The sequence below is a fragment of the Pseudarthrobacter sp. NIBRBAC000502770 genome, assembly GCF_006517815.1.
GTDB lineage: Bacteria > Actinomycetota > Actinomycetes > Actinomycetales > Micrococcaceae > Arthrobacter > Arthrobacter niigatensis.
Genome location: NZ_CP041198.1, coordinates 3,941,009 through 3,955,537 on the forward strand (window position 1 = coordinate 3,941,009; position 14,529 = coordinate 3,955,537).

At 66.4% G+C, this 14,529-nt stretch carries 15 protein-coding genes; 7 read left to right on the forward strand and 8 right to left on the reverse strand.

Features of this window, described 5'->3' with window-relative positions:
- Positions 1-4: 4 nt before the first annotated feature.
- The 3 genes from NIBR502770_RS18750 to NIBR502770_RS18760 form a co-directional block, all read right to left on the reverse strand.
- Positions 5-1,024 carry a VOC family protein gene (locus NIBR502770_RS18750; RefSeq protein ID WP_141182956.1) on the reverse strand — a complete coding sequence of 340 codons (1,020 nt, stop codon included), beginning with the start codon at positions 1,022-1,024 and terminating at the stop codon, positions 5-7.
- A 132-nt stretch (positions 1,025-1,156) separates the two neighbouring features.
- Entirely contained in the window at positions 1,157-1,939 is a 783-nt protein-coding gene (locus NIBR502770_RS18755; RefSeq protein ID WP_246857324.1) for a matrixin family metalloprotease, read from the reverse strand.
- A 389-nt stretch (positions 1,940-2,328) separates the two neighbouring features.
- Positions 2,329-3,507 carry an ABC transporter substrate-binding protein gene (locus NIBR502770_RS18760; protein ID WP_141182957.1) on the reverse strand — a complete coding sequence of 393 codons (1,179 nt, stop codon included), beginning with the start codon at positions 3,505-3,507 and terminating at the stop codon, positions 2,329-2,331.
- A 384-nt stretch (positions 3,508-3,891) separates the two neighbouring features.
- On the opposite strand from NIBR502770_RS18760, the gene NIBR502770_RS18765 reads away from it, so the two are divergent.
- Positions 3,892-4,038, forward strand: a complete 147-nt coding sequence (locus NIBR502770_RS18765; protein WP_141158652.1) for a lmo0937 family membrane protein — start codon at positions 3,892-3,894, stop codon at positions 4,036-4,038.
- Positions 4,039-4,089: 51 nt separating this feature from the next.
- Here NIBR502770_RS18765 and NIBR502770_RS18770 read toward each other — a convergent pair whose 3' ends face one another.
- Together NIBR502770_RS18770 and NIBR502770_RS18775 are read right to left on the reverse strand one after the other, a co-directional pair.
- Positions 4,090-5,370: a Y-family DNA polymerase gene (locus tag NIBR502770_RS18770; protein ID WP_210418969.1), complete on the reverse strand. Its 1,281-nt coding sequence runs from the start codon at positions 5,368-5,370 to the stop codon at positions 4,090-4,092.
- 26 nt (positions 5,371-5,396) lie between these two features.
- Positions 5,397-5,828 carry a LexA family transcriptional regulator gene (locus tag NIBR502770_RS18775; RefSeq protein ID WP_141158651.1) on the reverse strand — a complete coding sequence of 144 codons (432 nt, stop codon included), beginning with the start codon at positions 5,826-5,828 and terminating at the stop codon, positions 5,397-5,399.
- Between the two features lie 154 nt (positions 5,829-5,982).
- Between NIBR502770_RS18775 and NIBR502770_RS18780 the strand changes: the two genes are divergently transcribed.
- The 4 genes from NIBR502770_RS18780 to NIBR502770_RS21705 all read left to right on the forward strand — a co-directional run bounded on the left by NIBR502770_RS18780 (position 5,983) and on the right by NIBR502770_RS21705 (position 8,185).
- On the forward strand, positions 5,983-6,801 hold the full coding sequence (locus tag NIBR502770_RS18780; RefSeq protein ID WP_141182958.1) for an HAD family hydrolase: 819 nt from the start codon (positions 5,983-5,985) through the stop codon (positions 6,799-6,801).
- Between the two features lie 123 nt (positions 6,802-6,924).
- On the forward strand, positions 6,925-7,188 hold the full coding sequence (locus NIBR502770_RS18785) for a hypothetical protein (protein ID WP_141182959.1): 264 nt from the start codon (positions 6,925-6,927) through the stop codon (positions 7,186-7,188).
- A gap of 41 nt (positions 7,189-7,229) precedes the next feature.
- A complete protein-coding gene (locus tag NIBR502770_RS18790) occupies positions 7,230-8,060 on the forward strand; it encodes a glycerophosphodiester phosphodiesterase (RefSeq protein WP_371416473.1) in 831 nt (276 codons plus the stop codon).
- Positions 8,061-8,068: 8 nt separating this feature from the next.
- Entirely contained in the window at positions 8,069-8,185 is a 117-nt protein-coding gene (locus NIBR502770_RS21705; RefSeq protein ID WP_256371939.1) for a DUF6480 family protein, read from the forward strand.
- A gap of 63 nt (positions 8,186-8,248) precedes the next feature.
- Here the strand turns inward: NIBR502770_RS21705 and NIBR502770_RS18795 are convergent, their stop codons facing one another.
- The 3 genes from NIBR502770_RS18795 to NIBR502770_RS18805 form a co-directional block, all read right to left on the reverse strand.
- Entirely contained in the window at positions 8,249-9,313 is a 1,065-nt protein-coding gene (locus tag NIBR502770_RS18795) for an EAL domain-containing protein (RefSeq protein WP_246857325.1), read from the reverse strand.
- Positions 9,314-9,483: 170 nt separating this feature from the next.
- Positions 9,484-11,034, reverse strand: a complete 1,551-nt coding sequence (locus tag NIBR502770_RS18800) for a bifunctional diguanylate cyclase/phosphodiesterase (protein ID WP_141182960.1) — start codon at positions 11,032-11,034, stop codon at positions 9,484-9,486.
- Positions 11,035-11,054: 20 nt separating this feature from the next.
- Positions 11,055-12,698, reverse strand: coding sequence for an ATP-binding protein (locus NIBR502770_RS18805; RefSeq protein WP_141182961.1), 1,644 nt, complete (start codon positions 12,696-12,698; stop codon positions 11,055-11,057).
- Between the two features lie 217 nt (positions 12,699-12,915).
- On the opposite strand from NIBR502770_RS18805, the gene NIBR502770_RS18810 reads away from it, so the two are divergent.
- Both NIBR502770_RS18810 and NIBR502770_RS18815 read left to right on the forward strand, forming a co-directional pair.
- Positions 12,916-13,692 (forward strand): class I SAM-dependent methyltransferase, encoded by a 777-nt coding sequence (locus tag NIBR502770_RS18810; RefSeq protein WP_141183506.1) that lies wholly within the window; start codon positions 12,916-12,918, stop codon positions 13,690-13,692.
- Between the two features lie 374 nt (positions 13,693-14,066).
- Positions 14,067-14,519, forward strand: a complete 453-nt coding sequence (locus NIBR502770_RS18815; protein ID WP_141182962.1) for a hypothetical protein — start codon at positions 14,067-14,069, stop codon at positions 14,517-14,519.
- The last annotated feature ends 10 nt before the right edge of the window (positions 14,520-14,529 follow it).

Below are 14,529 nucleotides of genomic sequence, written 5' to 3' on the forward strand. Positions count from 1 at the left end.
GGTGTCAGCCCCGGCCGTGCTTGGCGTAGGGGTTCAGGAGGGCTTCCTTCATTTCGGGAGAGGCGCCTTCCTCGGTGGCGGTGAAGCCTTCGGCCGGCGGGAAGGACTCGGTCATCGAATGCGGCATGGCGCCGTTCTTGTAGAAGTTGTTGGAGCCTTCGGACGGCTTCCAGGTGTTGGCCTCCCAGTCCGGGACGTAGTTCCGGTAGCCGCCGGAGTTCAGCTCGACGCGCAGCCCTGACGGCTCACGGAAGTACAGGAAATTCTGCTCGCCCACGCCGTGGATGGAGGGGCCGTACTCCATCGGGGTGCCGTGCTCCATCATGACGTCCGCGGTGCGGAGCAGGTCCTCGGTGGTGTCCACCCAGAAGGCGATGTGGTTGACGCGGCCGGGGCGGCCGGAGGTGTCAGCCACCACGCCCAGGTCGTGGGACTTTTCATTGGTGGTGAGGACGGAGAAGACCGTGATGGGGGCTTCGTCCAGGTCCACGAAGGCCATGACGCGGAATCCGAGGGCTTCGTTGTACCACTTGGCGAAGCCGCGCACATCGGAGCAGGCCACCGTGACGTGGTCCAGGAAACGGGGGGCTGCGGCGTGGTTGCTGCGGCGCTCCGGGCGGTCCGGGTAGGTCGACTCGAACCCCGCCTCGGCCACGAACTTGTCCACCTCGTAAAAGAGGCGCATGTGGTGGCCATAGGGGCCGGTGAACTCGTAGGCCTTGCCGAAGCCATGGCCACCGGCGGTCCAGGTGCCCTGCACCCCGGTCGCTTCGATGCGCTGGGCTGCTGCTTCCAGGGCTGCCTGCGAATTGGTGCGCCATGCCATCCGGCCAAGGGAGGCTTCGGGTCCTTCCGTGACCACCAGGCTGTACCGGTAGTAGTCGCCCCAGCAGCGGAGGTAGACGTTGCCGTCCGCGCGGTCGATGATGCGCATGCCGAACTTGTCCTCGTAGAACCGGGCCGAGGCCTCAACGTCCGGGCTGGTGATCTCGAGGTGGGCAAGATGGGAGAGGGGAGTTTCCACGGTGAAGTCCTTTGGTTACTGGCTGCGGGTCGGTCGGTGCAGGTCCTGTAACCACTGTGAAGTACTTCATATATTTGGGGAAGACAAGCTTTTCGATATCAACTATTCGCCGCACTTATATGCGGTGAGACGCTAGAGCTGCGGGACGCACGGTCCGCTGCCCAGCAGGGCAAGCCCCGCGCGGTCACCGGCAGCGAAGTCCCTGACGCCCATGTTCTCGGCGTACATCAGTTGGGTCGGATCATTGACGTGGTCCAGGCCCAGCACGTGTCCGAGCTCGTGCATGATGATGGCGCGCACCTCGGCCGCGCCGTCCGGCCTGCCGGCGATGATGCCGGCAAGGTCAGGGGCATCAAGGCGCACCTGCCCTGCTTCGAGGACCAGCGGGTGGCCGGCGACCTCCACGTAGGCGCTCCCGCCGAGGCCGGCCACATTCCCTGCAAGGCCGGGGGTCTCAACAGGCGTCGACCAGGCAATGAGAAGCGGCACCCACCGCTTTCCGTAGCGGTCCGGCTGGAAGGCCGAACGGTCATCCGACGGCGCTTCCGTCGTCGGTCCGTCGTCGACAAACTGGAGCCCCGAGGCCTGGGAGACTGCTGCCACAGCCTCCCGGATCAGGACGTCGCCACCTGGCAGCGCGTTGTCCGGACGGACAACGTAATGAACCGGGCGGCACGGGTCGTAGGCGATGACGGGCTGGGTTGCTCTCGGCGACTCCTGCAGCACAAAGGCCGTGGAGCCTGTGCTTGCCGGCGGCGTGCCCAAGGGCGCCGAAGCGGCTTCGTATCCCGGCGGCGGCATTTTCGCCCCCGGCAAATAGGGGGCCACGACCGGAAGAACCAAGCGGTCGAAGAGCGCCGGTGAAAAGTACAAGCAGACAACCAGGACGATCCCCAGCACGGTCTTGAACTGCATCGACCGTTGTGGCCGCCCTCGCTTCCTCGACCAGGCCCAGGACGTCTTCCGTCGAGGCCGGGGAGGCCCGGCGCGCCATGAAGGAGGTGTTTCCGCCTTGCCGAATGCCTCATCGATGGCCCATTGCGGGATCCGTCCACTGGGGGAACGCCGAACATTGGGTGGGGCAAGTTCGCCAGGGATGTCCGGCCTTGACCTGCTGCTCTTCCCGTAACCATGCATTGGCATCCCCCCGGCTCCCGCGGCCCGCCACGGGCCAACCTCCATAGCCTAGTGGCGTGCTCCCGAGCCTCAGCGCCGGAAATGCACAGGATTTCCGCAGGAATCGATTGCTCCGTGCCTGCCGTTCTGACGGCCCAAAACGGCAGGTACGGAGCAGTCGACGATGCCTATTCCTTGCCGAGCCCGGCGGCGGAGGTCTTCCCGTCCGAGACGCTGTTGAGGGCCCGCAGGTCGAAGATGCCGTTGATGTCCGCCTGCTTGGTGGTTCCGGCAGTCACGCCGTCGGCCAGGAGCTTCTGGTAGGTTCCGGCGAGCGGGTCCACGGTGAACACGATGTTCTTCAGTGAACGGTCGATGACGTCGGCCTTCAGTTCGGCGCCGGCGGCTTCCTTCAGTGCTGCATTGATGACGGTGGCCTTGTCGGAGGCTGAAGCGCTGTTCAGCCAATCGACCGACTTCACATGCCCCTTCAGGAGAGCCTTGACGGTGTCCGGGTGGTCGGCGGCGAACTTCTGGTTCACGATCAGGATGGTGGTGGGGAACTGGCCCGGCTTGCCGGACAGCTTGCCATCCCACAGGTCCTTTTCATCGACCAGGACCTTCGCTCCGGCGGTCAGCACCAGCCGTGAGGCCCATGGTTCAGGCAACCACGCGCCGTCGAGCTTGCCGTCCTGGAACAGCTTCAGAGTCTGGGCGTTCTCGGTGGGGTTGATGGCCACGTCCCCGCTGCCGTCCACGTTGGTCTTGTAGCCCTGGGTGGCAAGCCACGCACGCAGGGCCACGTCCTGCGTCCCGCCGAGCTGCGGCGACGCGAGGGTCTTGCCCAACAGGTCTGCGGCAGAGGTGATTTCCGGCTTGACCACCAGCTGTGCTCCACCGGCGGCGGCGCCGGCGATGATGTTGACGGATTCGCCCTGGCTCTTCACGAAGGAGTTGATGGCCGGGTTCGGCCCGATGTAGGTGGCGTCGATGGCGCCGGCGTTCAGCGCTTCGATGGCGGCGGGTCCGGCGTTGAACACCTGGGTGCTGAGCTTGGTGCTGCCCAGTTCATCGGCGATGAATCCCTTGCTGACCCCCACCAGGGCCGGGGCGTGGGTGACATTGCCAAAGTAGCCAAGCTTCAGCTCGGCCGCCGGGTTGCCTGTGGGCGCCACGTCGGCTGCTGGTGCAGTGCTGCCGTTGTTGACGGCGGACGCGACGGCGGCACCCCCGCCGATCAGGGCCAGGACGGCTGCGGCGATGCCGATTTTCAGGCCGAGCGGGCGTGTGGATCCCGCTGCCTGCCCGGCAACGATGCGGGTTGTACTTTGCTGGTTCTGCGAATTCTTGTCCTGCTGGTCGGCCATGGGAACTCCTCTGCTGGGGCGGATGCTGAGTCGAGATTACGAATGGCCCGGCCGTCCCACAATCAATCCCGTAGTGGGGGTTCACGGGGCGACCCGGATATGTAATACGGCGTCGCGGAGGGTCAAGAAACGTCCCGGAACGTCTTATCCGCCACCCCTCGAATGCGAGGTGCTGAGACACGTTCCCATTTCCATTTGGTATGCCGTTTCCAGTTGGCCCTTCCTGAAATATGGTGATAACCATCACGTCACATGGGCGTGAAGAACAGATGTGGCATGGGGGCCCGGAGCGAAAGGCAGGGGTGGATTCCTTACGCCGGCTTTTGGTGCAGCGCCGGCTTGAACAATCAGCAATTCGAACGAAAAACAATGTAGGAGATTCTCATGTTGCTTTGGATCGCTATTATCATCGCCGTTCTCTGGCTTCTCGGCCTGCTCGCAAATATTGGCGGCGGCCTCATCCACATCCTTTTGGTCATCGCAGTGGTCGTCCTCATCTTCCACTTCATTCAAAACAGGTCCCGGGCCTAGCGCGCGACCAGGTTCCGCCGCCAGCCCCGGCCGGCGGCGGAAAACTGGGCCTCATGCCGCCTTCACTACGGGGAGCTCGTCCCAATGCGTGGTGTACCGGGGCGAGCGCATGCCACGCTTCATGGACCAGTCCAGGCCCGATTTGATTCCCGCATGTCCCAGCCCGATTGAGCCGCGCCCGAAGCGATGGCTCACATGTTCCAGCAGGGGTCCGATGCCGCGCTCCTCGTGCCGGTTCTCGAACGGCTCCAGCGGTGGCTGGTTGCCGGTGGGCCGAAGGTCGGTGAGCATCAGGCCCGCCTTGGCGTACTTCAGCCCTTCCCTGATGTTTGGCAGCAGTGCGTGCGCCGCCCGGGTGAGCAGGAGCGGGTCCGCGGTGGGCATGGGCAGCGGAACGCACACCGACGGATAGGCCTGCTCGTTGTCCCGGAAGGGCGAGGTGGCAGCGAAGGCCGTGAGGACCTTTGCCTGCAGGCCGTGCTTGGACAGCCTGGCGCTGGCCTGCTGCCCGTAAACGCTGAACACCTCCCGGAGCCCGGCGGCTGTCGTTACCGGAGTGGCGAAGGAGCGGGAAAAAATCAGCTGGTCCCGGCCGATGCGCTCTTCCTCCATGGGGATGCAGGGCGTGCCCCGCAGTTCCAGGACGGTGCGCATCAGCACCACCGAGAACTTGTCCCTGATCATGACCGGATCCGCACTGACAAGGTCCTGGACCGTGAAGATTCCCAGCACGTTGAGCCGTCTGGTCAACCGGCCGGCAATGCCCCAGATCTCGTCCACAGGCAACCGGGTCATCAGGAGTTCCCGGACGTCAGCCGGTACCGCCTCCCAGAGGCAGACGCCCCCGAAAGCGGGATTGTTCTTGGCCCATTTGTTGCAGAGCTTGGCCAGGGTCTTGGTGGGGGCGATGCCCACGCAGACCGGCACCCCGACATGCCGCCGCACCGCTTCTTTCATCCGGCGGCCCAGGACCAGGAGGTCGTCTGGGCCGCCCTTCACGCCCAGGAAGGCCTCGTCGATGCTGTATACCTCCAACCATGCCGAATACCTGCCCAGCAGTTCCATGACCCGTGAGCTGATGTCCCCGTACAGCTCGTAATTGCTGGACTTGGCCACCAGGCCCCACTCCTTGGCCCTCGGTGCGAGCTTGAACCACGGTTCGCCGGTGGCGATGCCAAGGGCCTTCGCCTCGGGGGAGCGTGTCACCGCACAGCCGTCGTTGTTGGACAGCACCACCAGGGGTCGGCCTTCCAGCGAGGGGTCGAAGGCGCGCTCGGCGGAGGCGTAGAAGCAGTTGACGTCCACGTGCGCGATCTGCGGCATCTGCCGCATGGGGACTGGTTTAGGCACCGCTCCCCCTAGACATGATGCAGGCACCGGGTGGCCACGCCCCAGATGGTGAGCTCGGACAGTGCGGGTACGCGGATGTCCGGGTACTTTGGGTTCTCCGCCTGCAGCACCACGCCGGTGCCGGTGATGCGCAGGCGTTTGACCGTCAGTTCCCCGTCCAGCACCGCGATCACCACGGACCCGTCCTTGGGTTCAAGAGCGCGGTTGACGATCAGCTCGTCGCCATCGCTGATGCCTGCTCCTTCCATGGAATCCCCGGTCACGCGGACCACGAAGGTGCTGGTGATGTCCTTGATCAGGTGGGCATTCAGGTCGATCCGCCCGTCGAAATAGTCTTGGGCGGGCGACGGAAAACCGGCTGCGACCGCCACTGGCGAGATCAGCACCGAGAACAACGAGGCACCCGCATCTACCACGCGGGGACCGACAATAACGCCCACAACACACCTTTATTCGAAAATATGTTCGATAGTTTCAGTGTAGCCCCGGCGACTGACATCGGGCACCCCGGCGGAGTCGCCTGAACCAGGGGGCGCACCAGCCTGGGGGCCGCCGGCCGGACGACGCCGGCCAATCCCCACGTAGACTTGCAGGATGCGGTTGGTTGCAAGCGATATTGACGGAACGATCCTCGGACACGACGGAAAAATCAGCGACCGCACCGTCCGGGCCTTCCACGCCTGCCGTGACGCCGGCGTCGAACTGGTGTTTGTCACCGGCCGCCCGCCCCGCTGGCTGCACCCGCTCGAAGAGCAGCTGGGCCACACCGGCCGCGTGATCTGCTCCAACGGTGCCGTGGTCTGGGACCTTGAGGCGGACCGCCTGGTCTCCGCGCGCACCCTCGCGATCGACACCGTCATGGAAGCCCGGCGCATCATTAAGGCGCTCCGCCCGGCCGCGCTGTTTGCCGCGGAAACACTCGCCGGCTTCCACCTGGAGCCGGGCTTCATCGAAAACGAATCCAGCGAACTCCTCGCCGAGTTCACCCCCGCCCCGCTGCGGGACACACTCACCGACAAGGACGCCGTGGTCAAATTCCTCGCCATCGTCCGCGAAGGCACCCCGGACGACTTCCTCGCCGAGGTGACACCCGCCGTCGGACACCTGGCCGCCACCACCCACTCCTCACCGGGCGTTGCCATGCTGGAACTGTCCCTGCCGGGCGTTAACAAGGCCGTCACCCTTGCTGAATACGCCGCCGCACTGGGCATCGACGCCGCCGACGTCGTGGCCTTCGGCGACATGCCCAACGACATTGAGATGCTCCGCTGGGCCGGCCACGGCTACGCGATGGCCAGCGGCCATCCGGAGGCCATCCGCGCGGCAGGGCAGCAGGCGCCGCATTTTGACGACGACGGCGTGGCCCAGGTCCTGGAGGCGCGGCTCGCCGCCCTGGGCGTCCAGTTTTCCTGACCCCGCGGTGCGGGCCCGGCACCCCCAACTTCACAGCTCGCGCTCACCTGGCGTTTACCTTCCCGCCGTAGCGTGAAGCGTGGAGAGCAGGCACCCTCCCGCCGGCTCGATAAGGGGGCAACCATGGCAAGAAACGTCAGGCAGCACGCAGCCGACGCGCCGCTGCGCAAAGCAACGCCCGCTCCGCACTGGAAACAGCTGCGCCAGGGAGACCGGGTCCGGGTCCAGTTCGCGCCCGGGTTTGAGGCGGGCGGCGTGGTGGACACCATCACGGCGGACCACACCGCGGTCTGGGTCCACCTGGACGCCGGCCGCGGGCGGACCCTGCTGCACTGCGGCGATGGCGTGGACATCGTTCCCTGCGGCGAGACGGGCTGCCTGGACTGACGGCGGGTTCCACCCGTGAACACTGGAGGTAGGCTCGCAGTGTGAGCCTGCCTTTCTTTGAGCACCCGGACGACGCCGGGCGGCAGCTTCCCATCGGGATGGCACACCGGGGATTCTCGGCTGAGGGCCTGGAAAACTCGATGGCCGCGTTCCGCGCCGGCGTCGAACTCGGTTTCCGGTACCTCGAAACGGACGTGCACACCACCGCGGACGGCGTGCTGCTGCTGTTCCATGACGAAACCCTGGACCGCGTCACCGACGGCAAGGGCAGGGTGGCTGAACTCCCCGCTGCGGACGTGGCCAAGGCCCGGATCAACGGCCGGGAACCCATCCCCACATTCGAGGAACTGGTTTCCCAGCTTCCTGACGCGCGGCTGAACCTGGACGTGAAGGACTGGAGTTCAGTCCGGAGCACTGCTGCCGCGATCGAGCGGCACCAGGTACACCACCGCGTGCTGGTCACAAGTTTCTCGGACCGGCGGCGGCGGGCGGTACTCAAGCTGCTCAGCCAGCCGGTGGCCTCCTCCGCCGGGGTGGCCTCGAATGCCTTGTTCACACTGCTGGGTCCCATACTTCCCCGGCCGGTATTCCACCGGCTGATGCGCAGGGTCCTCCGGGACGTGCACGCCTTGCAGGTGCCCGTCCGCTACGGGCGGGTTCCCGTTGTCACCCCGGGCTTCATCCGGCGCGCGCATGACCTGGACCTGGTGGTGCACGTGTGGACCATCAACGATGCGGGCGAAATGCACCGCCTTCTCCAGCTGGGCGTGGACGGCATTGTGACGGACCGGGCGGACCTGCTCCGCGACGTGCTGCGCGCCCGCGGCCAGTGGCCCACCGGGGATGATGGGCCGCCGGCGTCCGCCGGCTAGGCCCGGTCCTGTTCGGTGGGTGCCTTCTGCTGCCCGGCCTCCATCGCATTTGCGGGGGAGTGCCGCCGGGAGAGACGCCGCCGGCGGAGGGCCAGATGAGCAGGGACCAGGGCCACTCCGAATAAGGCCCGGACCGTCAGTGGGGCGGTGGGCCTAACGCCCGCTGCCCCACCTGCCCTGAAGTGGTTTCAGGAAGACTCAGCGCGCCGGGGAACGGCCCGTGGTTCCGACTGGCCCGCCAGCTGGCGCTCCAGTCCGTCCACGTCGAGGCGCGTATTCCAGCTGGCCCAGTCCTTTGGCCGCACCGACGGCCGGCCCAGCAGGTACCCCTGCCCGGCACTGATGCCCAGCTCGGTGAGGACCTTGAGCTCACCCACGGTTTCGATGCCCTCGGCCACCAGGATGATGCCGATCTGGTCCGTGAAGTCCACCAGGCAGGCAGCCAGTGCCCGCTGCAGTCCGTCCTTGTCGACGTCGCCGATCACGTTCCGGCCCACCTTGAGGAAGTCGGGCTTCAGGTGGATCATGCGGCTCAGCGCGCCAGCTCCCGTGTGGGTGTCATCGACCGCGATGCGCAGCCCTTTTTCCCGCAGCGGATTGATGGCGGACAGGAACTGCAGGTACTCCTCTTCCGGAATGTCCTCGGTCAGTTCCAGGACCACCCGGTGGATGGGAAGATCGATGTGGTCGAACAGTTCCGGCAGCCGCGGATCCATGCAGGACGTGGGCGAAATGTTGAGGGACACGTACAGGTTCCCGGGCAGGTCCCGCGCGGCCGCCGCTGCGGATCCCAGGGCCGAGAACTCCAGGTTGGCACCCAGGCCCACGGCGGCGGCCTCGGCAAACCACAATTCGGCGGCCGCGCCGTCATCGCTGACGAACCGGGAGAGCGCTTCGGCGCCCACCACCGCTTTTCCTGCCAGCCCGTAGATCGGCTGGAATGCGGTCATCAGCATCTGGTTTTCGAGCAGCGCGCTGATCCGGGAGGTACTGCGGATCGCGTCAAGCTGTTCCGCGAAATGAGGCGGAAGCGCCGGCGGCGTGAGGCGCATCTCCCTTGCAGTATCCAGGGTTTCCACCATGTTGGCGTCGCTGCGCCGGGTCTCGAGGAGATACTCCAGCAGGGCCCGCTCGGGCACGCCGGGATTCTCATCGAGGCTGTTGCTCAGCCGCTGCCGGACCGCGGCTCCCGCAGGATCCGTATCCGCCAGCACGGCGGCGATAATTCCCCATGCCTGTACCCGAACCGACATTAGCAACGCCCCCAGTTGACGAAGTAATGACCCGATGGCCCAAAAATTTTCAAATGTCCAAACGCCTTATAAAAGAACGGTGCTGCCAACCTGATTTTCGAGGCGGCGAAAAAGCAGACACCGCACGCTGATCGTATAACGGCGGCCGGAAAAGCGCAGTAGTTTTTGCGTTACTGGTTAGCGCTTTCCTGCTGGTCAGCCAGCAGTTCCGGAATCTGTTCCGGGGGAACGGGGCGGCTGAAGTAGTAACCCTGGGCGCTGCGGCAGCCCAGGCCGCGCAGTATCTCGGCCTGGTCCGCCGTTTCCACGCCCTCCCACACAGCTTCGAGCCCGCATGCCCGCACCAGTTGCAGGACGGCCGCCACCAGGGCGGGCTGGTTGGGATCGCTCTCGAGCCCGGTGATCAGCGACCGGTCCACCTTGACCCGGTCCACCGGCAGCCGGCGAAGGTAGCTGATGGAAGAGTAGCCGGTCCCGAAGTCGTCGATTTCGATGCCCACGCCCAGGCCGCGGAGCCCTCCCAGCGAATACCGGTCCAGCTCATTGCCTTTGACGATTGCCACTTCGGTCAGCTCCAGGACAACCTGTTCGGGCCTGACGCCGGTCTCCTTGAGGGTGTTGCGCACGTCCTCGATGAACTGAAGGCTCTGCAGGTCGGTGGCGGAGATGTTGATGCGAACGGAGAACCTGCTGTCCACCAGGGAGGCATCAATCCAGGCCCGCAGCTGCCTGACGGCGGCCTTGAGGACCCAGAGGCCCAGTTCCGAGATCAGGCCTGCCTCCTCGGCGAGGGGGATGAATTCGTCCGGCATGATGAAGCCCCGGGTGGGGTGGTTCCACCGGACCAGCGCCTCCACGCCCTCGATCCGGCCGGTGCCAAGCTCCACCACAGGCTGGTAGTGGAGCGTCAGGGCATCGTTCTTGATGGCGGCGCGCAGGTCATCCACCAGCTGGCTGCGGAGCCTGCGCATCAGCAGCAGCGCCGGCTCGAACCGGTGCAGCTTGTTTTGGCCTTCGGCTTTGGAGGCGTACATGGCGACGTCCGCCTCCATCAGCATGTCCTCCGGGCTTTGGCCCTCGCTGCCGACGCTGAGGCCGATGCTGGCACCGCAGCGCACGCTCCGGCCGGGGAGCTCAATGGGATCGTTCAGGGACGCCAGGATGCGGTGCGCCACGATGGCTGCCTGGTCTGCCGACGCCGACGGCATGACAATGGCGAATTCGTCACCGCCCAGGCGGGCGACGACGTCGGACGCCCGCACCGCGTTCCGCAGCCTTTCGCCCACGGTCATCAGGACCTGGTCGCCGGCGGTGTGCCCCAGGCTGTCGTTGATGGACTTGAACGCGTCCAAGTCCATCAGCAGGATGGCCGGCCCCTCCTGCACGCGCTCGGCGTCCGCCGTGGCCGGAGCTTCCAGTGCGGTGCGGAGGGACTCAAGGAGGGCAGACCTGTTGGCCAGCCCGGTCAGCGGGTCCTGCATGGCCATCTTCTGCATCTCGAGGTGCGCCTCGTGCAGGAGCTGGGTCCGGACCTGGACCCGCTGCTCGAGTTCCTCGTAGATGACCTGCAGGTCCTCGGCCAGCAGGTTGGTGCCCATGATGATCGCATCGAGTTCGTCCCGGGCCGGTGAGACCTCTATCCGGGACGTGAGGTCGCCTGAGGCAAGCTTGACGATGCCTTCGAGCAGCTGGGAGAGCCGGGGGTCGTCATTGGCAAACATGGCCAGTCCTCCTTTGACGCCTAATTGGCCTGGGCGCGGTCAGTGCCGAGGGGGAGGCTGACGGTGACGGTGGTCCCGATGCCCAGCGTGGAGGCGACGTCGATCCGGCCGCCGTGGCGGTCCACGATGTCCTTGGAGATTGCAAGGCCCAGCCCTGTTCCAGGGATGGCGCCGTTCATCGCGTTCGAAGCCCGGTAGAACCTGGTGAACACATGGTCGATTTCGTCACCCGAGATGCCTATGCCGGTATCGGCAATCCGCACGGTGGCCCACTTGGAGCCGTCCGCCGCGGCGAGGGATTCGCTGCCCACCTCGATCCGGCCGCCGCTGGGCGTGAATTTGATGGCATTCGACACGAGGTTGGTGAATACCTGCTGCAGCTGCACCTCGTCGGCCAGGATCTCCGGGTCCTCCGGAACCGGGTCCACGTCGATGGTGACGTTCTGGAGTGTCGCCAGCGGCCGGAGCGCCGCGGCCACCAGGTCCAGGGTGCGTCCCAGGCGCACCGGCGCCAGGTGCATTTCGGTGGTGTCCAGGCCGCCGCGGGAGACGCTGAGCATGTCCTCGATGAGTGTCCGGAGCCGTTCGGTGTTGCGGACCACGATGTCCAGCATTTGGTGGACTTCCCTGGACACCGGGTGCTCGGTGCTCTCCTGGATCATGTCCAGGTACGCCATGATCGAGGTCAGCGGGGTGCGCAGCTCGTGGTTCACCGTGGCCAGGAAATCCGTCTTCGCTTTGTCGAGGTCCCGCAGCTGCTTGACCACCTGCTGCTGGCTGCTGATCAGGTGGCTTTGGATGAGCCCGTAGGCGGCGTTGCCGGCCACGTGCTGGATCAGCCCCAGCTCGGCGCTGGACCAGGTCCGGGGCCGGTCCATCATGGCGATCCAGATGATGCCCAGGGAAGAGTTGCCTTCTCCGATGGGCACCGCCAGCGTGGAGGCTGCTCCGGCGATGGCCCGGGCGGGCTTTTCCGTGGCACGGGACTCGGGTTCCGTTCCATCCGCGGAGAGTGTTTCTGCGCCGGCCCACAGGGCATCTGCCGCGGCCCGCGCCTCGTCCTCGCCGGGAAGTGCGCCCTCGGGCAGCTCCACCAGTCCCTGCCTGTGCCATTTGGCAGTGATTACCGGGACGCGGGGGTCCTCGAAGGTGGAAAGGACCACATGGTCGGCCTTGAAGGTCCGGCCGAAGCCGGAGATCACGTGGTTGGCGATCTCCTGGGGATCGTTGGTGGCGCGTACTGCGGCAGAAACCTCGCGCAGCTGCTCGCGGAGGCCCTCGGCCACCTGCCGGGAGGAACGCCGCCGGGTGACCTGCTCGATGAGGACGGAGGCGCGGTGCACCAGCTCTTTGGGCTCCGGCGGTTTGGTGATGCAGTCGTGGATGCCGGCCCGGGTGGCCGCCGCGATCTCCTGCGGATTGTCCAGATCCACCATGACCAGGACGGGCGCCGCGGACTGGACAGAGGCCAGGAGCGCATCGGCCACGACGACGGAGGGCTGGCCCGCGTCCAGCAGGGCGGCCAGGCCGGCGGCGTCGGAGGCCTCCAGGACGCCGTACCCGGCATCACGCAGCGCCTGGGCATTGCGGGCCAGCCGGCGGGCGTTGGGATCAGCGACAACGGCGGTACGGGCCAGGTGCACGCCACTCGGCACAGCCGTCACAGTGATCCCTTCCTCCCAGTTGAGTACATTCTAGGGGGACGCGGGCCGCGCCGGTCCAGAGCGCGAGGCCCCGGCGTTGCACGCCGCATACCGTGCCGCGTCGGGAAAGGCGCGCCGTAATGTGGCTGAAGCAACGCCGGCTCCCGGGCAGGGAACATATATTTGAGCCGTGTCCTCCCCAACGAAGTCGCCGCGGTCCGTCCTGCAGAAGTACCTGATGATCCCCAAGCTGGTCAGGTTGTCCAGGGGCGCGCCGAAGGACAGGCATAAAGCGTGGGACGCATATTGGGCACGCATCACGGCCACCGGACCGGGCGGGGAGGTCCTGTGGGATTCGGGGAGCGACCACGAGTTCCTGGGCTACAAGGACAGTCTCCTGCAGTACCTGGACCCCGCCCTTCCCGTTGTGGACACCGGCTGCGGCCATGGCAGCTTTACCCGTGCGCTGGCGGAGGTCTTTCCGCGCGTGGTGGGGGTGGATGTCTCCCCGCACGCCGTTGCCAGGGCCCGGGCGGAGTCCGCCGGACACTGCAACACGGCCTTTGAAGCACGCGACATGACGGCGGAAGGGGCCGGGGCGGCCCTGGCGGAGTCCATCAACGCGGGCGGTGACGGCGCCAACGCCTTCATCCGCGGCGTCCTGCACGTCCTGGCCCCGGCCCATCAGGTGGCCCTCGTCGAGAACCTCCGGCTCCTGGCGGGCCGCCGCGGCACCGTCTTCATGGCGGAGACCAACTTCCAGGGGAACCCGGTGGAGTATGTGTCCCACCTTGGGGCAACCACCCGGGGCATCCCGGCGCCGCTGGAACTGGCCATCCGGGGACTGCCCATGCCAGGGCACTTTGGTCCCGAAGAGCGGGAACGTGCGTTCCCGGCGTCGGCCTGGGAACTCCTGGAAGACGGCCATACGGCGATCGAAACCAACCCCGTGACCGGCGTACCCGGCCAGGACCGGGTGCCGGGGTACTACGCAGTGGTCCGCCCCCGCCGGTAGCCCGGCCACCCACGTCCCCGGGCCGTCGGGTACGGAAATGCCGCAATGCCCGCAGCCGGCACGAAAAGATCCCTCCCCTCCCCTTGACAGGGACGCGAACCGGAGGCTTGCTGGTAAGTAGACTTACTAGTTGTCCGGGGGAAAGGATGGCCACGCCGGCTGGGAGGAATGGTTGGACACCTTCGGCTCCCGGAACTGAATTGAATTTCATCAACCAGGAACAGCGCAGCGACGGCGCCCCTCCAACTTCTTCCGGGCTGGAAGACCCCAGCCGGAAAAGCGCCCGAGCCGCAACCGCGCCCCAGCGTTCTGGCGGCGCCGGACACCCCCCGGCGCCCCGGCCGGCCGCCAGCGCAAGACCCACAGGAACGATCATGAGCAACCTCATCCCATCCGGAGACCTTCGCCGGATGCTGCTGCCTCCCACCTACGGGCGGCACGTCACGTCAGCCACCGAATTCACCATCCTGTCCGTGGAAGTCTGGGCCTCGGGCCTGGTGGTAAACATCCACCTTCCCTCAGGGGACTCGCCGGAACCCCGGCTGATGCTCCAGGACCACTTCGGTACCAAATACGCGCTGCAGGACTCCGCCACGGTTGGCACGCGCAACCTGCAGGTTTTCGCGCCCTCCGTGCCGCCCGGCACCAGGAGCCTGACCATCAGGGCGGCTGACGACGCCGACAGCCGGCCCGTGGTGACCTTCGCGGTGCCCCTCATGGCCGTGCGGGAAGAACGGCCGGACCTGGCGCCCCCACCCCGGGAGGCCGAAGCCTCCACCGACGGTGACGACGAGTCCTACCAGCCCGACCTCCGCCGCCCTGCCTGACCCACCGAAA

Bases quoted from the DNA above. Each gene is read 5' to 3' on its own strand.
- NIBR502770_RS18765 (WP_141158652.1), top strand. From the start codon at position 3,892: ATGTTGCTTTGGATCGCTATTATCATCGCCGTTCTCTGGCTTCTCGGC.
- NIBR502770_RS18755 (WP_246857324.1), bottom strand. From the start codon at position 1,939: ATGCAGTTCAAGACCGTGCTGGGGATCGTCCTGGTTGTCTGCTTGTAC.
- NIBR502770_RS18785 (WP_141182959.1), top strand. From the start codon at position 6,925: ATGGCAAGAAACGTCAGGCAGCACGCAGCCGACGCGCCGCTGCGCAAA.
- NIBR502770_RS18770 (WP_210418969.1), bottom strand. From the start codon at position 5,370: ATGCGGCAGATGCCGCAGATCGCGCACGTGGACGTCAACTGCTTCTAC.
- NIBR502770_RS18815 (WP_141182962.1), top strand. From the start codon at position 14,067: ATGAGCAACCTCATCCCATCCGGAGACCTTCGCCGGATGCTGCTGCCT.
- NIBR502770_RS18810 (WP_141183506.1), top strand. From the start codon at position 12,916: ATGATCCCCAAGCTGGTCAGGTTGTCCAGGGGCGCGCCGAAGGACAGG.
- NIBR502770_RS18800 (WP_141182960.1), bottom strand. From the start codon at position 11,034: ATGTTTGCCAATGACGACCCCCGGCTCTCCCAGCTGCTCGAAGGCATC.
- NIBR502770_RS18760 (WP_141182957.1), bottom strand. From the start codon at position 3,507: ATGGCCGACCAGCAGGACAAGAATTCGCAGAACCAGCAAAGTACAACC.
- NIBR502770_RS18780 (WP_141182958.1), top strand. From the start codon at position 5,983: ATGCGGTTGGTTGCAAGCGATATTGACGGAACGATCCTCGGACACGAC.
- NIBR502770_RS18795 (WP_246857325.1), bottom strand. From the start codon at position 9,313: ATGTCGGTTCGGGTACAGGCATGGGGAATTATCGCCGCCGTGCTGGCG.